Raw genomic sequence first — 21,879 nt, forward strand, 5'->3', positions numbered from 1 at the left:
AACCACTCGGGGCGCCTTTCTTTGTATTCCGGTCCCTTGTCGGACAGAAACTGCAGGAAACACCGGCCGTTCTCGGCTCCCCCGCCCCCTTCTACCTTCGGGCTTTTATCCTCCGGCAGAACGGGCAGCAGGCGGTGGCCGCCCCAGCCCCTGCGGCAGCGCCGAGCCCGATGGCATATGAACGTTCAAAACCTTTTCAAGCGCGGCAATGGTCACCGGCTTTGACAAGTAGTCATCCATGCCCGCCGCAAGGCATTTATCCGCCTCCCCTTCCAGCGCATTGGCCGTGACGGCAATCACCGGCGTATGACCGCGCCCGTCCCGGGCTTCGGCCGCGCGCAGGGCGGCCGTCAGCTCAAACCCATCCATCGTCGGCATCTGGCAATCCGTCAGCACAAGGTCAAACTGACCGGTCTCCCAGGCCTCAAGGCATTCCTTGCCGTCCCGGACAATCGTTGCGGAATACCCCAGCAGTTCCAACTGGGATTCAAAAACGGCCTGATTGATCTCGTTATCCTCAGCCACCAGGATGCGCCCGCCGACATGTCCCGACGCTTCAGAAACGGGGGCGCCCCGCGTCTGGTCCTGCGGCGCCGCCCTACCGGACAGGTAAGCCAGACCGTCCCAGAAATGTTTGGGGATCACCGGCAGGTCCTGAACCGAATACCGTCCCGGGGCGCGAATGCCCGTGACATCAGTCCGGTCGCGGCTCAGGGACAGCAGCTTGACGCCTGGCGCTTCTTCTTCGATCCGGCTGCGCAGCCATTCACTGGTGCGATCCTGCTCGGTCGGTGCCGTCAGCACAAAGATCTTGTCGGGTCCCGCCTTGCGCGCGATCGCCATGTACTCATCCCGGTTTGCGACCCATTTGATATCGCAATCCGCCGCCAGCGCATAAGAAGACCAGCAGGCCCGATCGGTGCCCTTGGGCAGCATGGCAACGACTTGTTTCCCCGACAGCCGCAGGCATTTGAGCGGGCCGGAAGCATCCGCCACCGGCAGCCGCAGGGTAAAAGTCGCCCCGTCTCCCAGAGTACTATCGACCGAGATTTCGCCGCCCATCTTCTCTGCAAGTTGTTTGACGATGGTCAGCCCCAGACCATTGCCCTGGATCATACGCTTGACCACATCCCCGGAGCGTTCAAAGGGCTGAAAGATCGCCTTCTGAACCTCTGCATCCATGCCGATACCATTATCTTCGACAACGAACTCGATCCAGTCGTCCCCCTGCAACTGCACCCGCAAGCTGACCTGGCCAACGGGTTCATCCGACTGCGGTGCCGAAAACTTGATCGCATTTCCGAGCAGATTCAGCAGCACCTGACGCAGACGACCGGCGTCTCCCAGGATAGAATCCGGCAGGTTCGCCTGCACCGACAGGGACAATTCGACCCGTTTCTGATCTGCATGGGCCCGCAGGGTTTCGGCGACGCTTTCGACAACGGGCAACAAACGCATCGGCGCATTCGACAGCTCCATCTTGCCCGCTTCGATTTTCGACACGTCCAGAATATCGTCGATGATCCACAGCAAGGAAGACGACGACTCCTTGATCGCATGCAGGATACGCCGCTGTTCCGGGGAAAGCTCGGTGCTCTCTAGAATTTCGACCATGCCGATGACCCCGTTCATCGGGGTGCGGATTTCATGGCTCATCGCGGCCAAAAATTCGCTTTTAGCACGATTGGCCTTGCGCTCTTTCTGATGCGATTTCCACAGTTCCTGACCATAGGAATCCGTCAGCTGCCCAAAGGCCATCATCTCGATCATGATAATGCCGAAGACGGTCAGCATGATCGGTATCGACAGGTAGGTCCGAGAAAATTCCTCGTCAAAGATCGGAGAGCCAAAGTAATCATAACCCAGAAGCCGGTACCCGATCCAGGCACACAGAACCGCCACGATCAGCCCGATAATATAGGGCTTTTCCCGCTTCAGAGAGAAGGCCATGAACGGCCCGCCGAGAAGCGCCACGAACATGAACTCGACGCTGCTGGCCGGGTGCAGGTTGAAAACCCCGCCCAGAACCGTGCACAGGCCGGCGACGAACCAGATTAGCCGCGCCGCCATTTTGTGCCGCGTGCGCATCAGATACCAGGCAGCCGCTGAACCGGCGCCGGCGATCAGGGCGATTTCGACGACCGTCAGCTCTCCCATGTAGATGCCAAAACCCATCCACAGAACACTCATCACCACAACAAGATTGGCCGTGGTCCGTACCGTACGGAACCGGCGTTCCATACTGTCCTCGACCGCGCGCCATTCAGCGGTGCTGCTGATTTTCTTTGTACTCGCTACGTCCGCCACTCCGGCCCCCAAGACCAAACGCTCGCCCTGTGAAGAGGGTTTCGCGAAAACCGGTGTTTTCAGTCCCGCACTCTAACCGCAGGCAAAGCACTGAAATCACCTTATCCAAAACAGCAGCCTGCCTGCATCAGGTTAACATTCCGTCATTTCTGCGACAATCTACAGTCGTTTTCAGCAGGATGCCCTAGGGTGGCCTGCAACAGGCAGCTGCCTCTGGACCTTGCGGCCGGAAAACCCTACCTCTGCCGTGCAAGGAGATGCGCGACCATGACTTCAGACCTGTCCTCCGGCCAGCAGGCCCAGACCAATCAGCCCGCGAAACCGGCCCTGACCCTTTACCTGGCCGCCCCGCGTGGTTTTTGCGCGGGCGTGGACCGGGCGATCAAGATCGTGGAGATGGCGCTGGAGAAATGGGGCGCACCGGTCTACGTGCGCCATGAGATCGTGCACAACAAATACGTGGTTGATGGGCTGCGCGCCAAAGGCGCCGTCTTTGTCGAGGAACTGGACGAATGCCCGCTCGACCGCCCCGTGATCTTCTCCGCGCATGGGGTTCCGAAATCCGTCCCCGCAGAAGCGGAAAAACGTCAGATGGTCTATGTGGACGCCACCTGTCCGCTGGTGTCCAAGGTCCATATCGAGGCCCAGCGCCACGCCGAGGCGGGCCTGCAGATGATCATGATCGGCCACAAGGGCCACCCAGAGACAATCGGCACCATGGGTCAGCTGCCCGAAGGCGAGGTTCTTCTGGTCGAAACCCCCGGTGACGTCGCCTCGGTCGAGGTCCGCGATCCGGACCGGCTCGCCTATGTGACGCAAACCACCTTGTCGGTGGACGACACCAAGGACATCGTCGCAGCGCTTGAGGCGCGGTTTCCCAACATCGTCGGCCCCCACAAGGAAGACATCTGCTATGCCACCACCAACCGTCAGGAAGCGGTAAAGGCCGTGGCGCCAAAATCCGACGCACTGCTGGTGGTCGGCGCGCCCAATTCCTCCAATTCGCGGCGGCTGGTCGAAGTCGGTGCCAAGGCGGGCTGCGCTTATTCACAGCTTGTGCAGCGGGCCGAGAATATCGACTGGCGCGCCCTCGAAGGGATCCGCAGCATCGCCATCACCGCAGGCGCCTCTGCGCCGGAACTGCTGGTGAACGAGGTCATCGATGCCTTCCGTGCCCGTTTCGATGTCACCGTCGACATCGTGGAAACCGCGGTCGAGCGGGTCGAGTTCAAAGTTCCCCGCGTGCTGCGCGCCCCGGCCTGAAGCGGACCAGAACCGGGTCGGCCTTTATAGCAGACGGATCCCAAACACGCGCGACAGATCTGCCGCGTGCCGGGACTCCCCTGAACGGGCGCGGCGTGTTAGCAGTTGATCAACACCACTGCGCCGCAAGGAGGCCCGAGAGATGATTTCAATGCAGTTCCTGATCACCGCCCTTGTGGTTGTCATCGCGCCCGGCACCGGGGTCGTCTACACGCTGGCACTTGGGCTTGGCCAGGGAACGCGGGCTGCCCTCTGGGCGGCGCTTGGCTGTACCTTCGGCATCCTTCCCCATCTGGCAGCTGCAACGTTAGGCCTTGCTGCCGTGCTGCACAGTTCCGCCCTGCTGTTTCAGGTCGTCAAACTGGCAGGGGTTGCCTATCTGCTGTATCTGGCCTGGCAGGCGCTGAAATCCGGTGGTGCCCTCTCGATCACGTCGGACAGCCGCCCGCAATCAGGCCTGCGCATCGCCCGGCGCGGCGCGCTGATCAATATCCTGAACCCGAAACTGTCGGTCTTCTTCCTCGCTCTGCTGCCGCCCTTCCTGTCGGGCATCCCGGAGAGCGCCACCGCCGAGATGACCCTTCTCGGCGCCGTATTCATGGTGCTGACCTTTGTGGTTTTTGTTCTTTATGGCGTCTTTGCCGCCAAGGCCCGCGACTTCGTTCTTGGCTCTGAACGGGTGCTGACTTGGCTGAACCGTGGCTTTGCCGCGATTTTTGCCGCTCTTGCCGTGCGGCTGGCGGCAGAACGGGCATGAACCGTATCCCGCTTGTCCCTCTGATCCTGGGCCTCACCGGTCTGATCCCCTTTGTCTGGGGCGCAACCACGCTGTGGCTGCCCGACCTGCAGGCCTGGGGCAGCAGCCATTTGGGCCCAAGGTTCGTCGGTCCCTATGTACAGCTTTTCTATGGCTCAGTGATCCTAAGCTTCATGTCCGGCGTTCTCTGGGGTTTTGCCACAAAGACGAGCGGCACCAAGGCCGCCGCCGGGTACACCCTGTCGGTGATCCCTGCCCTCTGGGCGTTCTTCATGACCGGCGGCGGACCGTTGAGCGCCGGGACCAACCTGATCTACGGTTTCGCAGGGCTGCTGCTGCTGGACTGCGTCTTTTCCATCTGGAACCTGACCCCGCACTGGTGGCTGCGTCTGCGGGTGCTGCTGACGCTGGTGGTCATCCTCTCCCTCTCTGCCGGAGTATACCTGTGAGCGATACCGAAACCATCAAGGTCTATGATGCCCGCGCGAAAGACTACGCCGCGCTGAACCAGGACTACCTCAGCAGCGATCCTAGGCTAGCCGCCTTTATCGCGGCCTGCCCTGCGAATGGCCGGGTTCTGGATCTGGGCTGCGGGCCGGGCACCTCGGCCGGGGTGATGGCAGAGGCAGGCCTGCGGGTGGACGCCACGGATGCCTCCGCCGAAATGACTGCCCTTGCCGCGCAGATTGACGGCGTCAACGCCCGGCAAGCGCGCTTTGACGAGATCACCGGAGACGGGATCTACGACGGGATCTGGGCCAACTTCAGCCTGCTGCACGCCCCGCGCAGCGACATGCCCCGGCATCTGCAGGATATCCACCGGGCATTGAAACCCAATGGCGCCTTTTACATTGCGCTCAAGCTCGGTAAAGGCGAGGCCCGCGACACCATTGGCCGCCTTTACACCTACTACGAGGAAGACGAATTGATCGATCTGCTGACCACCGCCGGTTTCACCCCTCTGGACCGCAGCCACGGCAAAGGCCCCGGACTGGATGGCTCGGTTTCCCACTGGATTTCGGTGGCCACCCATGGCTGATCTGTTTGCCTATACCGATGGCGCCTGCTCGGGCAATCCCGGTCCCGGCGGCTGGGGCGTGCTGCTGCGCGCGATGGACGGCGATGAGATCGTCAAGGAACGCGAGCTGAAGGGCGGCGAGCCAGAGACCACAAATAACCGGATGGAGCTTCTGGCGGCGATCAACGCGCTGGAGAGCCTCAGCCGTCCGACGAAAATTACCATCGTTACTGACAGTAACTACGTGAAGAACGGCATCACCGGCTGGATCTTCGGCTGGAAGAAGAACGGCTGGAAGAACGCTGCCAAGAAACCCGTGAAAAACGCCGAGCTGTGGCAGCGTCTGGATGCGGCGCAGCACCAGCACGACGTGACATGGGAATGGGTCAAGGGCCACGCCGGTCATCCCGAAAACGAACGCGCCGATGAGCTGGCCCGCGCCGGCATGGCACCTTTCAAACCCGGCAAACGTAAATCGGCCTGAGAGGGAACTCTCCCCGGCCCGGCCAACTCCGCAGCACCGCCCAAGGGTTATTGCGACCATGAGTTTTCTGACCCTGCTTGATTACGCTTCGGTGCTGGTCTTTGCCCTGACCGGCGCGCTGGTGGCCAGCCGGGCACAGCTTGATGTCGTCGGCTTTGCCTTTGTGGCCTGCCTGACTGCGGTAGGTGGCGGTACGGTGCGCGATCTGTTGCTGGACCGGCATCCGGTGTTCTGGGTGGATGATCCCAATTTCATCCTGCTGGCAGCTGGGGCCGCCGGTATCGTCTTTGGCACCGCCCACTTGGTGGAAAGCCGGATGAAATGGGTGATCTGGCTCGACAGTTTTGCCCTTGCCGTGGCGGTCCCGGCAGGCACTGGCGCAGCGCTGGCCATGGGCAAACCGCCGGTGGTCGTGGTTTTGATGGGCATGGCAACCGGATCGCTCGGCGGGTTGATGCGCGATGTGGTCTGCAACGAGGTGCCGCTGGTGCTAAAACAGGGCGAGCTTTACATCTCCTGCGCCATGGCGGGGGCGATCACTGCCGTAACCGCCATCTGGGCGGGATTGGACACCGGGCCTGCCCTGCTGGCCTGCGGCGCAGTCTGTTGGGGACTTCGCGCGGGGTCCATCGCCTTTGGCTGGCACCTGCCAGTCTACAAAAGCCGACCACCGCGCAGCTGAGGCAGCTACTTTTGCAAGTATTTCTGCCAGAGCCAGATCAGCAGCAGCGCCCCCAGAACCGCCCCGACCAGACCAGAGAGCATCCCCATCACCGCCAGCAGCGTGCGCAGCACCAACCCGCCAACCAGGGCGCCCGCGATGCCGATCGCCACGGTGGTGATGATATCCGCCTCGATCCGCATCATCCGCGTGGCCAGAAACCCGGCTGCGGCCCCGATGATGATTAGCGCGACAATGGACATCTGATTTCCTCCAATGGCTTGGCACGAGGATCAGCGCCCCGTTAGAGAAGAGGATGGCATTCACGCCCGGCAAAGGAAAGACGCAGCAGACCTGTTAAAGCCTGACACCCTTCGCCACCGGAAAGCCACGCAGAAAGATCTCGCGATCCTGCGCGCCCTTGCCCGCCCGCTGCAGGCGCAGAAGCTCGACCGCGCCGCTGCCGCAAGCAACGGTCAGGGCATCGTCCAGCACCTCACCCGCTTCGCCGCTGCCATCGGCAAGGCGCGAGGCAAGCAGTTTTACCCGCTGTCCGTCAATCTCGCACCAGGCGCCGGGGAAGGGCGACAGGCCGCGGATCTTGCGATCCACATCTTCCGCCGGGCGCGACCAGTCGATCTGCGCCTCGCTCTTGTCGATCTTGCTGGCGTAGGTGACACCGTCTTCGGGCTGCACCTCAGGCACAAGCTCGGGCAGTTGCTCCAACGCTTCGACGATCAGCCCGGCGCCCATCGCGGACAGCCGGTCGTGCAATTGCGCAGTGGTTTCTTCGGCCTCTATGGCGGTAGCGCGGCGCATCAGAACCGGGCCGGTATCCAGTCCGGCCGCCATCTGCATAATGCAGATGCCGGTCTCCGCATCCCCAGCCATGATGGCACGGTGGATCGGCGCCGCCCCGCGCCAGCGCGGCAACAGGCTGGCGTGGATATTGAGACAGCCATGTTTCGGCGCATCCAGCACCGCCTGCGGCAGGATCAGCCCGTAGGCCACCACGACGGCGACATCCGCGCCGAGCGCAGCAAATTCCGCCTGTTCCTCGGCCCCTTTGAGCGACACAGGATGGCGCACGACAAGGCCCAGCTCCTCGGCCCGGGCATGGACCGGCGTTGGGCGGTCCTTCTTGCCGCGTCCTGCCGGGCGCGGCGGCTGGCAATAGACGGCAGCGATCTCGTGTCCGGCCTCGACCAGCGCATCCAGCACCGGCACGGAAAAATCGGGAGTTCCCATAAAGATGACGCGCATGGGCCTGATCCCCCTTTAGCCGGTCAGTTTTTTGGATTTGCGGATCAGCATGTCGCGCTTCACCTTGCTGAGACGGTCGATATAGAGTTTGCCATCGAGGTGGTCGATCTGGTGCTGCACCGATGTGGCCTCGATCCCGACAAAATCCCGCTCGGTGATCTCGCCGGTCTCATCCATATAGCGCACGGTGACGGCGCGGGGGCGTTTCACCTTGGCCGACACGCCCGGCAGGTTAGGCGAGGCCTCGTCGTGTTCGCGCAGCTGGGTGGAGGAATGCAGGATCTCGGGGTTCGCCATCCGTACTGCCTTGCCGCGCTCGGTCGAGCCATCCACCACCGCAAGGCGCAGCATCACGCCAATCTGGTTGGCACCAAGGCCGACACCCGGCATCGCCTCCATCGTGTCGATCATGTCCTGCCAGATCTGCCGGATCTCATCTGTGATCTCGGTGACCTCTTCGGCGCGGGTGCGCAGGCGTTTGTCGGGCCAGGGCAGGCAGGGGCGGACAGTCATTCGGAAGTCCCTTTCAGGGCGTTGTATTCCGCCTCGACCACAGCGCGGACTTCGGGGTCGAGGTGGTCAAAGGTCACGGTGCCATTGAGATGGTCGAATTCATGCTGGATGCAGCGCGCCTCGAACCCGTCGAAATCGGCCATGTGAATGTCCCCTTCGGCAGCGGTCCATTGCACGGTGACGGCGACGGGGCGTTCGACCGGAACCATAACACCGGGGATGGACAGGCAGCCTTCTTCCATCGTCACCGGCACGCGTTCAACCGCCATGATCGACGGGTTGATCATGACCATGGGGGAGCGCTTCCCCTCTTTCCAGGTGCAATCCATCACGAAAAGGCGTTTCATCACCCCCACCTGCGGCGCGGCAAGACCCCGGCCATTGGCCGCGTACATTGTGTCGAACATGTCGGCGATCAGCTCGTCGAGGTGCTCCTGCCCCACCGGGGCGCAGTGCTGGCTGAGCCGCGGATCAGGCCATTTCAGGATCGGTAGAACCGCCATGGGCAAGCCCCCTCTTTCAGCGTTCCGGGCAGAGCCTTACTGCTCCCGGGCGCGCTCGCGTTTCAGCTTTTGCATTTTGCGGGTGATCATCTGCCGCTTCAGCGGTTTCAGGTAATCGATGAACAGTTTCCCGTTCAGATGATCGATCTCGTGCTGCACGCAGGTCGCCCAGAGCCCGTCAAAGGTTTCCCGTTGCGCATTGCCGTCCCGGTCCATCCATTCCACCTCGACCTCTTTGGGGCGGGTGACTTCGGCGTATTGCTCGGGGATCGACAGGCAGCCTTCCTCGTAGACGTTGGTCTCGTCCGAAGAGGCAATAACAGCGGGGTTGAACATCACCAACGGGCGCGCATCGCCCTCGCCTTCCTTGGCGCAATCCAGTGCGATCACCCGTTGCAGGATGCCAACCTGCGGCGCCGCAAGACCGATGCCCGGCGCCGCATACATGGTTTCCAGCATGTCATCAGCCAATGTGCGCAGATCGTCCGAAATATCGGCAACCGGTACGCAGACCTTTTTCAGGCGGGGGTCGGGATGGATCAGGATAGGACGTTTCATGCGCTTGATTTAGGCGATTGCACCCCGCCCTGCAACGCCCCCCTTGCGCGCAGCGTCATTGTGCGTAGCTTCTCTGCCAAACAACCGGAGTTTAAACCATGGATTTTGACACCCTGATCGACCGTCGCGGCACCCATTGCGCCAAATGGGACATGATGGAGAGCCTTTATGGCGTCTCGCCTGATGAAGGGCTTGCGATGTGGGTGGCCGATATGGATTTCCCGGTACCCCCTGCGGTCACCGACAAGATGCGTGAAATGGCAGATCACGGCGTCTATGGCTATGTAAACTGTGACGAACCCTACAAGAACGCGATCCAATGGTGGATGCAGAACCGCCACGGCTGGCAGGTCGAAGCCGATGCGATATTCACCACGACCGGCCTCGTTAACGGCGTCGGCATGTGCCTTGATACCTTCACCCAGCCGGGCGATGGCATCGTCCTGTTCACCCCGGTCTACCACGCCTTTGCCAAGGTGATCCGCAATGCGGGCCGCGAAGTGGTCGAATGCCTGATGACCAACAATGACGGGCGTTACGAGATGGATTTCGACGCCTATGACGCGCAGATGACCGGCAAAGAGAAGATGGTGATCCTCTGCTCGCCGCACAATCCGGGCGGCCGCGTCTGGAGCCAGGAAGAGCTGCAGGCGGTTGCGGATTTCGCCAAACGCCACGACCTGATCCTGTTGTCGGACGAGATCCACCACGATCTGGTCTACCCCGGCCACACCCACATCCCGATGCAGAACGCCGTGCCCGAGGTGACCGAACGGCTCTTGATGCTGACCGCACCGTCGAAGACCTTCAACTTTGCCGGGCTGCACACCGGTCAGGTGATCATCCCCGACCCGCATCTGCGCGAACAGTTCCAGCGCCGCATGCTGGCCCTGGCGCTGGCGCCGAATTCGGCCGGGCAATACGCCACTGCTGCCGCCTATTCCTCCGAGGGCGCCGCATGGGCAGACCAGCTGATCGCCTATCTGGATGGCAACCGGAAGGTCTTTGACGCAGCGATCGAAAAGATCCCCGGCCTGTCCTCGATGCCGCTGGCGGCCACCTACCTGTCCTGGGTCGATTTCTCCGGCACCGGGATGAGCCGCGAGGAATTCACCAAACGGGTCGAACAGGGCGCAAAGATCGCCGCCAACCACGGCACCACCTTTGGCACCGGGGGCGAGAACTTCCTGCGGTTCAACCTCGGCACCCAGCGCTCCCGCATCGAGGAAGCCTGCCGCCGCCTGACCGAGGCTTTCTCGGATCTGCAGTAATTCCACAGAAGCGGGCGCAGCGATCACGCTGCGCCCGAAAATATCGGCCCGATCTTCGGGCTCGGAATTGGAATAGGTCAGAGCGGGCTCGGTTCAGGCCTCGCCATGCACCCCGTCATAAGCGATCAGAGCCACCGGCGCGTCCGGCGCGCGGTAGAAATCCAGCGGCGCGGTGTCGGCGGCAGCAGTGGAACGCTTGAACTCGTACCGCATTTCGCCGCCCTCCGCCTCGGAGGCGACGATCAGGCACTGCGAGATGTGGCGGGCACCATCATAGAGATCGACGAGGCCCCGCAGTTGCGGCGCGGTTGCCTCTTCCACCGAAAAACCGGTCTTCCACATGCGCAGAACCGGAAACTGCGACTCTCCGACCTGCACGCGCAGGCGGCTTTTCTTTTTCAGCCCCTGTACGCGGGCGGCGTCCAGCGCCTCTTGAACGGCTTTCGGAACATAGGTGGTCATGGCATCTGCCTTTCCGGTGGATCATCTGATCGGCTCTGCTGAGCCTCTCTAGGGTGACTCATAATTGCCTAAAATCAAGTGAACTTTTTTCAATGCTGCGGCGCCCGTGGCTGCTGCTTCCTGCAGGTTGTGCAGATCCGCAGGGAGGCTGCGCGCCTGTCGGCATGGGCGACCCCCTCCGAAGTGCCTAGTTTGCGGGCATGGAACGGAAGGAGCGAAAACAATGGGTCTTTTGATCGACGGTACCTGGCACGACAAATGGTATGATACCAAATCCACGGGCGGCGCCTTTGAACGCTCCGTATCGCAGTTTCGCAACTGGATTACGGCGGATGGCAGCGCCGGACCATCGGGCGATTCGGGATTTGCCGCCGAAAGCGGGCGGTATCACCTCTATGTCTCTCTCGCCTGCCCCTGGGCCCACCGGACGCTGATCTTTCGCCAGCTGAAAGAGCTGACCGACCATATCTCAGTCTCAGTGGTGCATCCCGACATGCTGGACCGGGGCTGGACCTTTGAGAAAGACGAACATGGTGCCACCGGCGACACCCTGTTCGGTCACGATTACGCCTACGAGATCTACACCCGCGCCGATCCGACCTATTCCGGGCGCGTCACGGTGCCGATCCTCTGGGACAAGCGGCGCGAAACCATCGTGTCGAACGAAAGCTCGGAAATCATCCGCATGTTCAACTCGGCCTTTGATGATCTGACCGGTAACCGGGACGATTACTGGCCCGAGGAGCTGCGGGAGCCGATCGAAGCAGTTAACGCGCGCGTCTATGACACGGTGAACAACGGCGTCTACCGCTGCGGCTTTGCCACCAGTCAGGCCGCCTATGACGAGGCCGTCACCCCGCTCTTCGACACGCTGGACTGGCTGGAGGACCTCCTGTCCGAGCATCGTTACCTGCTGGGCACACGCGTGACCGAGGCCGACTGGCGCCTGTTCACCACCCTTCTGCGGTTCGATCCGGTCTATCACCTGCATTTCAAATGCAACCGCAAGCGCATCATCGATTACCCGAACCTCTGGGCCTATACGCGCGAACTGTATCAGTGGCCCGGTGTGCAGCAGACCATCGGTATGGATCACATCGTGCGCCACTATCACTATAGCCATGACACCATTAACCCGAACCGGATTCTGCCCATCAACCCGGTGATCGACTGGCTGGAACCGCACGGGCGGGGCTAAGGAATTCCTTACTTTTGGGGCTTTCGGGCCTGCATTGCAGCTTCTGATTGCGACATTCGGTTGCCTTATCACCCGGGCTGTTTCATACGGCCCGGGTCCGGCACCGGGATGTCCCGTGGCCTTTTCACGAGTCAGGGCCTGCAATGGTAGCAAGCAATACAGCAAGCAAGAACGCGCAGCGCGATCACGGCGGCAATCTCGCGGCCGCGATGGAACAATACGGCGGGACACGAGAGGATTGGATCGACCTCTCCACCGGCATCAACCCGGCCCCCTACCCGCTTCCATGTTTCACAGAAGCCGATTGGTCGGCGCTGCCTGACAGCGCTGCAAGCCACGATCTGCATCAGGCAGCGCGCCGGTTCTGGAACGTTCCGGAAGGAGCCGAGATCCTTTCTGCCCCCGGTGCCTCCTCCCTGATTGCCCTGGCCCCTGCGCTGGCCGATCCGCGCTGGGTGCGGATTGAGACACCGACCTATAACGAACACGCGGCCGCCTTTCGCGCCCATGGCTGGAGCGTCACGGGCCAAGGCCCCGCCGAAGCCTGCGTCGCGGTACACCCCAACAATCCGACCGGCCGCCAGTGGCAAGCCGAAGAGCTGGCTGCGCCCTTCCGTATCATCGATGAAAGCTTCTGCGACATCTGCCCAGATCAGAGCCTGATCCATCTGGCGGCAGAACCCGGCACGCTGGTGTTGAAAAGCTTTGGCAAGTTCTGGGGACTGGCCGGTCTGCGCCTTGGCTTTGCCATTGGCGATCCTGAGCTGATCTCCCGCCTGTCCGAACTGCAAGGCCCTTGGTCGGTGTCAGGCCCGGCGCTAAAGACCGGGATCCAGGCGCTGTCGGATACCGATTGGGCGGCACAGACCCGGGCAAGGCTGGCTGAGGACGCTGCTCGGATGGACGACATGATCCTACCCAAAGGCGCGGAACTGGCAGGCGGCACCGATCTGTTCCGTCTCTATCACATCGATGATGCCGCCGCCTGGCAGCAGCGACTGGCGCGCGCCCATATCTGGAGCCGCATTTTCCCCTATTCAGACACCTACCTGCGCCTTGGCCTGCCTCCGGCAGCAGGCTGGGACCGGCTGGAGGCCGCCCTTTGATCACCGCAACCCTTCTGATCCCCGCCCTGATCCTAGATGCCATTCTGGGGGAACCCCGTTGGCTGTGGAACAGATTACCGCATCCGGCGGTGCTGATGGGGCAACTGGTTGGTGCCCTCGATGCAGGGCTCAACTCCGGCGCCGGGCGCCGGGCCAAGGGCGTGGTCGCCGTTCTGGTCCTTGTCATCACCGGACTGCTGATCGGTTGGCTGCTGTCACTCTTTGGCGCCTTGATGGAGATCCTCGTGGCCGCAATCCTGATCGCCCAGCGCTCGCTCTGCGATCATCTGCAGGCGGTGGTTCAGGGCCTGCAAAAGGACGGTCTGCACGGCGGGCGCGCGGCAGTTGCCATGATCGTCAGCCGCGACACCACCGAGATGACCGGACCGCAGGTCGCCCGCGCTGCCATCGAAAGCGGCGCCGAAAACATGTCAGACGGTGTGATCGCCCCCGCCTTCTGGTTTCTGATCGCCGGGCTGCCCGGATTGCTGGCCTACAAGATGATCAACACCGCCGACAGCATGATCGGCTACCGCAACGCGCGTTATCGCGACTTTGGCTGGGCGGCGGCGCGGCTCGATGACCTGGTGAACTGGATCCCGGCGCGGCTGACGTCGCTTTTGATGGCGCTGTCCGGAGGAACCTTGCGGGACTGGTCCGCGATTGCCGAGGACGCCCGCAAGCATCGCTCCCCGAATGCCGGCTGGCCCGAGGCCGCCATGGCGCGGGCGCTGGATGCGGCCCTATCCGGACCGCGTTCCTATGACGGCGAGATGCAAGAATTTCCCTGGGTGCACGAAGATGGTGCCAAAGGCATCGGCGCCGAGGCAATTCGGCGCTGCACCGAGATGCTTTGGAAAACCTGGGGGCTTGGCCTGCTGCTGACGGTTGCTATTGCGGTAATCTTCTAGCACACACTTGGGGCAATCACGGTCTAGAAAGGACGCCCAAGACATGCGCAAACTGATCCTGGCCCTGGCAGCCGCGATGCTGCCCACCGGCGCCTTCGCCCAATGTGGCGGCAGCTTCTCTGACTTCGTACAGGGTCTGAAACAGGAAGCGGTGACCGCTGGCTACGATGCTGCCACCGTGAATGCGTTCTTCAAAGGCACCAAACGGGACCCCAAGGTGCTGCGCGCAGACCGGGCGCAGGGTGTGTTTCAGAAACCCTTCATCGAGTTTTCGCGGCGACTGATTTCCCAGAACCGGATCGACCGGGGCCGGGCCATGTCGAAAAAGCATGACAGCACCTTCCGCCGCATCGAAAACACCTACGGCATCAACCGCGGTGTGCTATTGGCGTTCTGGGCGTTTGAAACGGACTTTGGCGCCTTTCAGGGCGATTTCAACACCCGCAATGCGCTGGTTACCCTGTCCCACGATTGCCGCCGCCCCGAATTGTTCCGCCCGCAGATTTTTGCCGCGCTTGAGCTGTTCCGGCACGGCGATTTTGACCCGGCCCGCACCACTGGCGCCTGGGCCGGAGAGATCGGCATGGTACAGATGCTGCCCCGGGATATTCTGGACAATGGCGTTGATGCCGATGGCGACGGGCATGTCACCCTGAAAACCTCGGCGCCGGATGCCCTGATGTCGGGAGCCAAGATGCTGTCGCATCTGGGCTGGCAGCCGGGTCAGCCCTGGATTCAGGAGGTGACGCTGCCCAAGGGTCTGGACCTGTCGCTCACCGGACCTGCGCACAAGCTGTCGGTGGCGGACTGGCAGCGGATGGGCATCGTGCCCCGCGAAGGGCGCCTGCCCGATCCAGCCATGCGCGCCTCGCTGATCGTCCCGCAGGGCCATAAGGGACCTGCCTTCCTCGCCTATCCCAATTTCGATGTCTATTTCGAATGGAACCAAAGCTTTACCTACGTGATGACCGCCGCCTATTTCGCCACCCGGCTGGAAGGCGCGGCGATCTATGACGCCGGAAGCCCCGATCAGGGCCTCAGCGGCGCCGGGATGAAACAGTTGCAACAGAAACTGCAGGCGCGCGGTCACGACGTGGGAGACATCGACGGCATTCTGGGCGCCAAGACCCGGATCGCGGTACAAAAAGAGCAAGAACGCCTTGGCCTGCCCGCTGACGCCTGGCCCACTCCGGCCCTGCTAAACCGGCTCTAACGCACAGGAAACCTGTCGCCAGCCTGGTTGATCAGCACCACCCGGCCATGGCTGTGCACATAGAGATCGCAGCGCGAAAACCCGTCGACATAATCGATGCAGACGCTGCCATCTTGTGCGATCCGGTAGCTGCCCCAGCTGGTGGCCCCGCCATTGGCGGCCGAGTTGGTATAGGAATAGGCACCATCCTTGCCGAACCGCGCCTCTCCGTCATCAAAGAACACAAAGGCCTGCCCAGGCAGCGCCGCGAGCTCAGACGGAGCAAAGGGCTGGTCGGCGGGTTTCAGGTTCCAGTCTTCCGCATCGGCCGGGCCTGCGCCAAGACAGATCGTGGCGGCGGCAAGAGAGCAGGCAATAAGGGAAACACGTGTCATGCCCCCGGTATATCGCAAAAGCCGCCGGGCGCAGGTCACGATCCGGTGACGCCGAAAATACCTGTTCCGCGGGCGTGCCTACCAGTCGATGAAGGTTTCGAAGTCTTTCATCGCCCGTGCCCAGAGTGACACCTGCTGGGCAAAGTCATCAGCACTGACACCGTCCCGGCCCAGATAGATATCCATCTCGATGCGGGCCGACCCTTCATCCGAGATATAGGCACGTGCAAACCGGTTCTCCGTGTTCCATTCATTGATCTTTGCCAGCCGTACCGATCCTTCGGTCTGGTAGCCGGAAAAGAACTGGACGGCGTTGCAATCGGTGTTGTTGTCACAGCCATAGTAATAGACTGAGAAATCACTACCGTAATAAGTCACGCGCAGCTTGGGATCGCCAACATTGTCCGTTCTCGCTTCGACCTCTGCCCCTTCATTTTCGAAGAACCTGTAAAGGCTATCGCCATCCGTCGCAAAAACGGGTTCGGCCTGTGCTGCAATGGGCAGAGTCAGCGCAGCGGCCGTGAGGATGGCGAGGCATCGTGAAGGGTACATACTAGGTCTCCTGAAAACACTTGTACCGATCCTAAGCAGGACGTCTCGGCCACACAAGGAAGTCGCCCGCGCCCCAACCTAAAGCCGCACTGCTGAGACCGCGGATCAGGCGACCAGCGCTTCTGCCTTTTTCAGATCGACAGAAACCAGCTGGCTGACGCCTTTTTCCTGCATCGTCACCCCGAACAGCCGGTCCATGCGGGCCATGGTGACCGCGTGGTGGGTGATGATCAGGAACCGGGTATCAGTCTGGCGGCACATCTCGTCCAGAAGATCGCAGAACCGGGTCACATTGGCATCATCCAGCGGCGCGTCGACCTCGTCCAGCACACAGATCGGCGCCGGGTTCGACAGGAAGACGGCAAAGATCAGCGCCATCGCCGTCAGGGTCTGCTCACCACCGGAGAGCAGCGACAGGGTCGACAGTTTCTTGCCCGGCGGCTGGCACATGATCTCAAGTCCCGCATCCAGCGGATCGTCGCTTTCGACCATTACGAGGTTGGCCTCGCCGCCGCCGAACAGATGGGTGAACAGCATCGCGAAACTGGCGTTGACCTGCTCAAACGCGGTCAGCAGCCGTTCGCGCCCTTCGCGGTTGAGGCTGGCGATGCCACTGCGCAGGGTCCGCACGGCCTCTTCCAGATCCTGCTTTTCCGACACCAGCTCGTCATGTTCGGTCTGGATCTCCCGGGCGTCTTCCTCGGCCCGCAGGTTCACCGCGCCCAGCGCATCGCGCTGCCGCTTGTGACGAGAAACCTCGGCCTCCAGCGTCTCGGCCGTGGGCATCTGATCGGGGTCGGTATCAAGCTGTTCCAGCAGCGCCTGCGGCGCGCAGTTCTGCTCTTCTGCGATCCGTTCGGCGGCATGGGTCACGGTTTCCCGCGCTGCCTCGAACCGGGCTTCGGATCTGGCTCGCGCCTCGCGCGCTTCGGAGGCCAGACGCTCGCAATCGCGTTCGGCCTGCACCGTCTCGCGCAGCACCGCCTCTGCCGCGATCAGCGCATCGGTCGCTGCCGCCTTGCGGGCTTCGGCCTCTTCAATGGCCTCGTTCAGCTCTTCGCGCTTTTCGGCAATCTCGGCGGGCACCGCGTGGGCGTCTTCCAGCTCTTCCTGAGAGGCCTCGCGCCGTTCGGCCAACTCAGCGATCCTGCGCTCGGCAGTGTCGAGTCGGTGACGCCAGCCCGACAGATCCTTGGTGACCTGCTGCGCCCGTTTGGTGCGTGCTTCGCCTTCGCGGCGCAGCTCATCATGGGCCGAGCGGTGGGTCAACATGGTAATCCGCGCCGCCTCCACCTGCTGCTTGATCTCCTCGACCATGGCGCGGGCCTGCTCCAGATCCCCGAGTTCTGCCAGCGCGGTCTCGGCATCTGTCAATTGCAGGCGGGCGGCCATGGCGTCTTCTTCATGCCGGGTCACCGCGATGCCCAGGGTTTCCAGCTTGCCCTCGGCCATATTCCGGTCAGCCTCCGCCCTGCTCAGCGCCCGGGCGGCATCGGCAACGCGTTGATCGGCGGCGCGGCGGGCCTGGCGAGCCAGCTGATCCGCCTGAGACACCTCTTCCAATTTGCGCAGCAGCGCATCATGGGCGGCGCGGGCGCCATCCGCGCGGGCACCGACGCGTTCCAGATCCTGTTTCAGCGCCTCCAGCCGGTTCAGCTGTTCCAGCCGCAGGGCGGCGGCGCTTGGCGCATCCTCGGCCCAGGACCGATAGCCATCCCAGCGCCACAGATCGCCCTCCAGCGTTACCAGACGTTGCCCCGGTTGCAGCTGCGACTGCAGATCGCGCGCGGCGTCGCCATCTACCAATCCGATCTGTCCGATCCGCCGCCCCAGCGCCACCGGGCCAGACACATATTTCGCCAGCGGCTCAACCCCATCAGGCAAAGGCACATCGCGATCATATCCCGCCAGTGTGACCCAGCCGGTCGGCCCGTCCACGTCGGCCATCGGCGCGCGCAAATCATCGGCGAGCGCCGCGCCAAGCGCCTTTTCATAACCCGGGGCCACGCTCAGCTCATCCAGGATCTGGCCGCCTTCAGCGGTGTCCCGTTCCACCAGTTTCGCCAGTGCCGTGACCTCGGCCCGCAGGGTGCCAAGCTCACCCTCGGCCTCAGATCGCTGCGCGCGCGCCTCGGTCTCGCGTTCCTGCGTGTCCGCGCGCATTTCATCCGCAGCAGCGAGCGCCTCTTCGGCGGCTTCGGCGGCCTCGCGGGCGTCTTCCTCGGCAGTGACAGCCTCTTCGAACCGTTCGGTTGCTTGTTCCAGTGCCTCTTCGGCCTCTGCCTGGGCGCCACGGGATTTTTCGCCTTCATCCGTGGCCCGTTGCAGCGCGCGCTGGCAATCCTCGACCAGACGGCGCGCCGATTGGTGACGGGCCACAAGACGGGCAACATCCTCGGTCACCTGCGACAGGTGGTCCTCACGGGCCTCAAGGATCTGCCCGGCATCGCGCGCCAGATCAGAGGCCTCGGCCAGACGATCCTCGTGGCCTTCGCTGGCCTTGGCCAGTTCCCTCTGTTCCCAATCCAGCCGTTCGATGGTTTCGCCCGCATCCCGGTTCAGCCCGGTCTCGCGCTCGATATCGTTGCCGAGCTGCTGAATACGGGAGGTCAGCCGCTCAATGGCCTGGCGTGCCTGCGCGTCCTGATCGCTGAGCGCATCGCGCTGCACCATCAGCCGCTGCAGGATTGCCGCCGCGATGGCTTCCTCTTCGCGCAGGGGCGGCAGGGCGGCCTCATCCTCGGCCCGCTTGGCGCCCGCTGCGCGGCTCAGCGCCTCGGCCTTGGCCGCCTTGGTGACGCGGGTACTCAGCTCTTCCTCGGCTGCAGCGCGGGCGTCGTCTGCCTCACGCCAGCGGCGGTACAGCAGCATGCCCTCGGCGAGGCGCAGTTTCTCCCCGATATCACGATAGCGCTGCGCCTGTTTCGCCTGGCGCGCCAGCTGCGAAAGCTGCGCCGCCAGCTGTTCGATCACATCATCGACGCGCAGCAGGTTCTGTTCGGTATTCTTCAGCTTCAGTTCTGCCTCGTGGCGACGCTGATAAAGGCCCGAGATGCCGGCCGCCTCTTCCAGAATACGGCGGCGCGCCTTGGGTTTGGCATTGATCAGTTCGGAAATCTGCCCCTGCCGCACCAGCGCAGGCGAATGCGCCCCGGTCGAGGCATCGGCAAACAGCATCTGCACGTCCCGCGCGCGCACATCCTTGCCGTTGGATTTATAGGCGCTGCCTACATCGCGGGTGATCCGGCGCACGATTTCCAGCTGATCGCTGTCGTTGAACCCCGAGGGTGCCAGCCGGTCGCTGTTGTCGATCTGCAGGCTGACCTCGGCGAAATTGCGCGCCGAACGGGAGGTCGTCCCGGCAAAGATCACGTCCTCCATACCGCCGCCACGCATGGCCCGGGCGCGGGTTTCGCCCATCACCCAGCGCAGCGCCTCCAAAAGGTTCGACTTGCCACAGCCATTCGGCCCGACAACGCCGGTCAGCCCATCCGCGATGATCAGATCGGTCGGATCGACAAAGCTTTTGAAGCCATTGAGCCTGAGTTTGGAAAAGCGCAAAGCCGCCCCTGAGTGATTCCGTGATAGTGAACCTCAGCAGGTTCGCGGGTCTTGAGTCAACGCCACAGCCCCCAAATCGGGCAAGCCTACCTGCTTTGGCCACTATATCTTGTGGATAATCCCGAGAAATACAGCCTCAGCGGGAAAAATTTCCGGAACTGGCCTTTTACGGGCAGGACAAACGCCCGACAAGCACCGCCTGATCACCGCTGACCCAGAGGACACGGCAGCCGGTCGAGGCCGCCATTGCCCGTCTGGCCCGGTGCCGCAGTGGTCCCAGCCGGGGCGCATATTGCGGGTTGATGCGCACCGCCTCGACCAGAGTTCCGCGCTGACGGATATCAAAGGCGCTGCCCTCAACCGTAATCCGCGCAGGCGCAATACCCCGGAAATGCGCACTCGGGGTATCACAGCCCGCCACCAGCAGAACGCACAGAAGACTCAGTACACGCATGGCCGCCTCACGGTTGCTTCCTCGCCCTCGATAGGAGAGCCTCGGAGGAGATTATACCACCTCTGCGCTGACCTGCCGAGGCGACACAGCGTCCTGCTCTGCCAGAGTCTCTGCGATCAGACGGGCCAGACGAGCGATCCCCTCTTCAATCGCCGCCTCATCCAGCACCGAGTAGCTGAGCCGGATCGTGTTGGGGCCACCGCCATCGGCAAAAAAGGCCTGACCGGGCACAAAGGCCACCTTCACGCTGTCCAGCGAGCGCGCCAGAAGTTGTGCCCCGTCCAGCCCCGCAGGCAGAGTAATCCAGATGAACATCCCGCCTTCGGGGCGGGTCCAATCCACGCCCGGCGGCATGTGCTGCTTCAGCGCGCGCAGCATGGCATCCCGGCGCGCCTTGTAAGCGGCGCGGACCTTTTCCACATGGCTGTCGAACTGCTGTCGTGCGACGGTGTTTACCGCCATCTGGTTCAGGGTTGGTGAGTGCAAATCCGCCGCCTGTTTGATCAGCACCATCTGTGCAATCACCGGCCGGGCCGCGACGATCCAGCCAACGCGAAGCCCGGGCGACAGGGTCTTGGAAAAGGTGCCGCAGTAGATTGTGCGGCAGTTGTCCAGCGTTCCCTTCTTCGCCAGCTCAAGCGCCAGAATGGGCGGCACCGGATCGCCGTCATAGCGCAGGTCCTGATAGGCACCGTCTTCGACGATGGCGCATTGCAGGTCTTCGGCGAGATCCAGCAGACGTTCCCGGTCGGCCTGACCGACGGTCTCCCCAGTCGGGTTGGCAAAATCCGCTGACAAATAGGCGAATTTGACCGCCCCACCATTCTGTGCGGCGCCATCGCGATAGCTTTGTGCAGTACGGTTCCCGGAAAGGTTCAGCTGATCATAGCGCGGTTCATAGGCGTTGAAGGCCGCCAGCGCCCCCAAATAGGTCGGCGCCGTCACGAGCGCGGTGTCCCCTGGCGACAGGAACAGTTTGCCAAGGTAATCAAGCCCCTGCTGCGAGCCTGAGGTGATCAGGATGTTGTCCGGATCACAGTCAACGCCCATGCGCGCCATCTGGCCAACGATCCATTCTTTCAGCGGCAGGTATCCTTCGCTGACCGAATATTGCAGGGACTGTGCTTGCTGTCCGCCGGACAAGGCGCCTTGGAACGCTTCGGCAAAAGCCTCGGCCGGGAACAGGTTCGGGTCGGGAATGCCACCTGCAAAGGACAGAATGCCCGGCTGATCCAGAAGTTTCAGCAACTCGCGGATTTCCGACGCCTTCATCCGCATCGCACGACTGGCAAATATGTCTTTCAGCTGCATGAGACCCTCCTGACGGCACGCCTTTGGGCGATTGGCAATCTTTCTTTCAGGTAAGTCAATATAACTGACCTTTTATTTCAAAAAGGTGATCGGGATTTTATGGATCTTGCGCATGACTTGCGGTCTTGCCTGAGATGCG

Annotated in this window: 23 protein-coding genes; 11 read left to right on the top strand and 12 right to left on the bottom strand. The window is 62.4% G+C overall.

What is annotated here, in order from left to right:
• Positions 1 to 105: 105 nt before the first annotated feature.
• A complete protein-coding gene (locus C6W91_RS12735; RefSeq protein ID WP_065271531.1) occupies positions 106 to 2,307 on the bottom strand; it encodes an ATP-binding protein in 2,202 nt (733 codons plus the stop codon).
• Between the two features lie 267 nt (positions 2,308 to 2,574).
• On the opposite strand from C6W91_RS12735, the gene ispH reads away from it, so the two are divergent.
• From ispH to C6W91_RS12765, 6 genes are all read left to right on the top strand, one after another.
• Positions 2,575 to 3,570, top strand: a complete 996-nt coding sequence (gene ispH, locus C6W91_RS12740) for a 4-hydroxy-3-methylbut-2-enyl diphosphate reductase (RefSeq protein WP_065271532.1) — start codon at positions 2,575 to 2,577, stop codon at positions 3,568 to 3,570.
• 142 nt (positions 3,571 to 3,712) lie between these two features.
• On the top strand, positions 3,713 to 4,327 hold the full coding sequence (locus tag C6W91_RS12745) for a LysE family translocator (protein WP_065271533.1): 615 nt from the start codon (positions 3,713 to 3,715) through the stop codon (positions 4,325 to 4,327).
• On the top strand, positions 4,324 to 4,776 hold the full coding sequence (locus tag C6W91_RS12750; RefSeq protein ID WP_065271534.1) for a DUF3429 domain-containing protein: 453 nt from the start codon (positions 4,324 to 4,326) through the stop codon (positions 4,774 to 4,776). The genes C6W91_RS12745 and C6W91_RS12750 overlap by 4 nt, the downstream gene beginning before the upstream one ends.
• Positions 4,773 to 5,366 carry a bifunctional 2-polyprenyl-6-hydroxyphenol methylase/3-demethylubiquinol 3-O-methyltransferase UbiG gene (locus tag C6W91_RS12755; protein WP_065271535.1) on the top strand — a complete coding sequence of 198 codons (594 nt, stop codon included), beginning with the start codon at positions 4,773 to 4,775 and terminating at the stop codon, positions 5,364 to 5,366. The genes C6W91_RS12750 and C6W91_RS12755 overlap by 4 nt, the downstream gene beginning before the upstream one ends.
• A complete protein-coding gene (gene rnhA / locus C6W91_RS12760; RefSeq protein WP_065271536.1) occupies positions 5,359 to 5,829 on the top strand; it encodes a ribonuclease HI in 471 nt (156 codons plus the stop codon). Before C6W91_RS12755 ends, rnhA begins: the two co-directional genes overlap by 8 nt.
• 58 nt (positions 5,830 to 5,887) lie before the next feature.
• A complete protein-coding gene (locus C6W91_RS12765; RefSeq protein WP_274838267.1) occupies positions 5,888 to 6,511 on the top strand; it encodes a trimeric intracellular cation channel family protein in 624 nt (207 codons plus the stop codon).
• 5 nt (positions 6,512 to 6,516) lie between these two features.
• Here C6W91_RS12765 and C6W91_RS12770 read toward each other — a convergent pair whose 3' ends face one another.
• The 5 genes from C6W91_RS12770 to def (C6W91_RS12790) all read right to left on the bottom strand — a co-directional run bounded on the left by C6W91_RS12770 (position 6,517) and on the right by def (C6W91_RS12790) (position 9,327).
• Positions 6,517 to 6,753 carry a GlsB/YeaQ/YmgE family stress response membrane protein gene (locus tag C6W91_RS12770; RefSeq protein ID WP_274838266.1) on the bottom strand — a complete coding sequence of 79 codons (237 nt, stop codon included), beginning with the start codon at positions 6,751 to 6,753 and terminating at the stop codon, positions 6,517 to 6,519.
• A gap of 94 nt (positions 6,754 to 6,847) precedes the next feature.
• The gene (gene fmt, locus C6W91_RS12775; protein WP_274839977.1) at positions 6,848 to 7,753 is read right to left on the bottom strand and encodes a methionyl-tRNA formyltransferase; all 906 of its coding nucleotides are present in this window, start codon (positions 7,751 to 7,753) and stop codon (positions 6,848 to 6,850) included.
• Positions 7,754 to 7,768: 15 nt separating this feature from the next.
• Positions 7,769 to 8,266, bottom strand: a complete 498-nt coding sequence (gene def / locus C6W91_RS12780; protein ID WP_274839978.1) for a peptide deformylase — start codon at positions 8,264 to 8,266, stop codon at positions 7,769 to 7,771.
• Complete coding sequence (gene def / locus C6W91_RS12785; protein WP_274839979.1) at positions 8,263 to 8,769, bottom strand: peptide deformylase; 507 nt, start codon at positions 8,767 to 8,769, stop codon at positions 8,263 to 8,265. Before def (C6W91_RS12785) ends, def (C6W91_RS12780) begins: the two co-directional genes overlap by 4 nt.
• 36 nt (positions 8,770 to 8,805) lie before the next feature.
• A complete protein-coding gene (gene def, locus C6W91_RS12790; RefSeq protein ID WP_065271542.1) occupies positions 8,806 to 9,327 on the bottom strand; it encodes a peptide deformylase in 522 nt (173 codons plus the stop codon).
• Between the two features lie 98 nt (positions 9,328 to 9,425).
• Here def (C6W91_RS12790) and C6W91_RS12795 point away from each other — a divergent pair, with 98 nt between their 5' ends.
• The gene (locus C6W91_RS12795) at positions 9,426 to 10,598 is read left to right on the top strand and encodes a MalY/PatB family protein (protein WP_274839980.1); all 1,173 of its coding nucleotides are present in this window, start codon (positions 9,426 to 9,428) and stop codon (positions 10,596 to 10,598) included.
• Positions 10,599 to 10,691: 93 nt separating this feature from the next.
• On the opposite strand, the gene C6W91_RS12800 is transcribed toward C6W91_RS12795, so the two are convergent.
• Positions 10,692 to 11,060 (bottom strand): hypothetical protein, encoded by a 369-nt coding sequence (locus tag C6W91_RS12800; protein ID WP_274830300.1) that lies wholly within the window; start codon positions 11,058 to 11,060, stop codon positions 10,692 to 10,694.
• A gap of 223 nt (positions 11,061 to 11,283) precedes the next feature.
• Between C6W91_RS12800 and C6W91_RS12805 the strand changes: the two genes are divergently transcribed.
• The 4 genes from C6W91_RS12805 to C6W91_RS12820 all read left to right on the top strand — a co-directional run bounded on the left by C6W91_RS12805 (position 11,284) and on the right by C6W91_RS12820 (position 15,488).
• Complete coding sequence (locus tag C6W91_RS12805) at positions 11,284 to 12,258, top strand: glutathione S-transferase family protein (protein WP_370570912.1); 975 nt, start codon at positions 11,284 to 11,286, stop codon at positions 12,256 to 12,258.
• A 143-nt stretch (positions 12,259 to 12,401) separates the two neighbouring features.
• Entirely contained in the window at positions 12,402 to 13,364 is a 963-nt protein-coding gene (gene cobD, locus C6W91_RS12810) for a threonine-phosphate decarboxylase CobD (protein ID WP_274839982.1), read from the top strand.
• Positions 13,361 to 14,275 carry an adenosylcobinamide-phosphate synthase CbiB gene (cbiB, locus tag C6W91_RS12815; protein WP_065271547.1) on the top strand — a complete coding sequence of 305 codons (915 nt, stop codon included), beginning with the start codon at positions 13,361 to 13,363 and terminating at the stop codon, positions 14,273 to 14,275. Before cobD ends, cbiB begins: the two co-directional genes overlap by 4 nt.
• Before the next feature lie 43 nt (positions 14,276 to 14,318).
• Positions 14,319 to 15,488: a lytic murein transglycosylase gene (locus tag C6W91_RS12820; RefSeq protein WP_065271548.1), complete on the top strand. Its 1,170-nt coding sequence runs from the start codon at positions 14,319 to 14,321 to the stop codon at positions 15,486 to 15,488.
• Here the strand turns inward: C6W91_RS12820 and C6W91_RS12825 are convergent.
• The 5 genes from C6W91_RS12825 to C6W91_RS12845 form a co-directional block, all read right to left on the bottom strand.
• Entirely contained in the window at positions 15,485 to 15,862 is a 378-nt protein-coding gene (locus C6W91_RS12825; protein WP_065271549.1) for a hypothetical protein, read from the bottom strand. The genes C6W91_RS12820 and C6W91_RS12825 overlap by 4 nt on opposite strands.
• Before the next feature lie 78 nt (positions 15,863 to 15,940).
• Positions 15,941 to 16,414, bottom strand: a complete 474-nt coding sequence (locus tag C6W91_RS12830; protein WP_370570914.1) for a YbjN domain-containing protein — start codon at positions 16,412 to 16,414, stop codon at positions 15,941 to 15,943.
• Between the two features lie 105 nt (positions 16,415 to 16,519).
• Complete coding sequence (locus C6W91_RS12835; protein ID WP_065271551.1) at positions 16,520 to 19,975, bottom strand: chromosome segregation SMC family protein; 3,456 nt, start codon at positions 19,973 to 19,975, stop codon at positions 16,520 to 16,522.
• Positions 19,976 to 20,141: 166 nt separating this feature from the next.
• Entirely contained in the window at positions 20,142 to 20,429 is a 288-nt protein-coding gene (locus C6W91_RS12840) for a hypothetical protein (protein WP_065271552.1), read from the bottom strand.
• 51 nt (positions 20,430 to 20,480) lie between these two features.
• The gene (locus C6W91_RS12845; RefSeq protein ID WP_065271553.1) at positions 20,481 to 21,740 is read right to left on the bottom strand and encodes a PLP-dependent aminotransferase family protein; all 1,260 of its coding nucleotides are present in this window, start codon (positions 21,738 to 21,740) and stop codon (positions 20,481 to 20,483) included.
• Positions 21,741 to 21,879: the final 139 nt, after the last annotated feature.

The organism is Phaeobacter sp. SYSU ZJ3003 (genome assembly GCF_041300735.1).
Classification (GTDB): Bacteria; Pseudomonadota; Alphaproteobacteria; order Rhodobacterales; family Rhodobacteraceae; genus Phycobacter; species Phycobacter gallaeciensis_A.

Excerpts from the sequence above, each read along its gene's own strand:
- C6W91_RS12840 (WP_065271552.1), bottom strand. The coding sequence starts at position 20,429 with ATGCGTGTACTGAGTCTTCTGTGCGTTCTGCTGGTGGCGGGCTGTGAT.
- C6W91_RS12745 (WP_065271533.1), top strand. The coding sequence starts at position 3,713 with ATGATTTCAATGCAGTTCCTGATCACCGCCCTTGTGGTTGTCATCGCG.
- C6W91_RS12765 (WP_274838267.1), top strand. The coding sequence starts at position 5,888 with ATGAGTTTTCTGACCCTGCTTGATTACGCTTCGGTGCTGGTCTTTGCC.
- C6W91_RS12825 (WP_065271549.1), bottom strand. The coding sequence starts at position 15,862 with ATGACACGTGTTTCCCTTATTGCCTGCTCTCTTGCCGCCGCCACGATC.
- C6W91_RS12800 (WP_274830300.1), bottom strand. The coding sequence starts at position 11,060 with ATGACCACCTATGTTCCGAAAGCCGTTCAAGAGGCGCTGGACGCCGCC.
- def (WP_274839979.1), bottom strand. The coding sequence starts at position 8,769 with ATGGCGGTTCTACCGATCCTGAAATGGCCTGATCCGCGGCTCAGCCAG.
- C6W91_RS12750 (WP_065271534.1), top strand. The coding sequence starts at position 4,324 with ATGAACCGTATCCCGCTTGTCCCTCTGATCCTGGGCCTCACCGGTCTG.
- def (WP_065271542.1), bottom strand. The coding sequence starts at position 9,327 with ATGAAACGTCCTATCCTGATCCATCCCGACCCCCGCCTGAAAAAGGTC.
- C6W91_RS12845 (WP_065271553.1), bottom strand. The coding sequence starts at position 21,740 with ATGCAGCTGAAAGACATATTTGCCAGTCGTGCGATGCGGATGAAGGCG.
- C6W91_RS12820 (WP_065271548.1), top strand. The coding sequence starts at position 14,319 with ATGCGCAAACTGATCCTGGCCCTGGCAGCCGCGATGCTGCCCACCGGC.
- C6W91_RS12795 (WP_274839980.1), top strand. The coding sequence starts at position 9,426 with ATGGATTTTGACACCCTGATCGACCGTCGCGGCACCCATTGCGCCAAA.
- ispH (WP_065271532.1), top strand. The coding sequence starts at position 2,575 with ATGACTTCAGACCTGTCCTCCGGCCAGCAGGCCCAGACCAATCAGCCC.
- cobD (WP_274839982.1), top strand. The coding sequence starts at position 12,402 with ATGGTAGCAAGCAATACAGCAAGCAAGAACGCGCAGCGCGATCACGGC.
- C6W91_RS12805 (WP_370570912.1), top strand. The coding sequence starts at position 11,284 with ATGGGTCTTTTGATCGACGGTACCTGGCACGACAAATGGTATGATACC.
- C6W91_RS12830 (WP_370570914.1), bottom strand. The coding sequence starts at position 16,414 with ATGTACCCTTCACGATGCCTCGCCATCCTCACGGCCGCTGCGCTGACT.
- C6W91_RS12770 (WP_274838266.1), bottom strand. The coding sequence starts at position 6,753 with ATGTCCATTGTCGCGCTAATCATCATCGGGGCCGCAGCCGGGTTTCTG.
- def (WP_274839978.1), bottom strand. The coding sequence starts at position 8,266 with ATGACTGTCCGCCCCTGCCTGCCCTGGCCCGACAAACGCCTGCGCACC.
- fmt (WP_274839977.1), bottom strand. The coding sequence starts at position 7,753 with ATGCGCGTCATCTTTATGGGAACTCCCGATTTTTCCGTGCCGGTGCTG.
- rnhA (WP_065271536.1), top strand. The coding sequence starts at position 5,359 with ATGGCTGATCTGTTTGCCTATACCGATGGCGCCTGCTCGGGCAATCCC.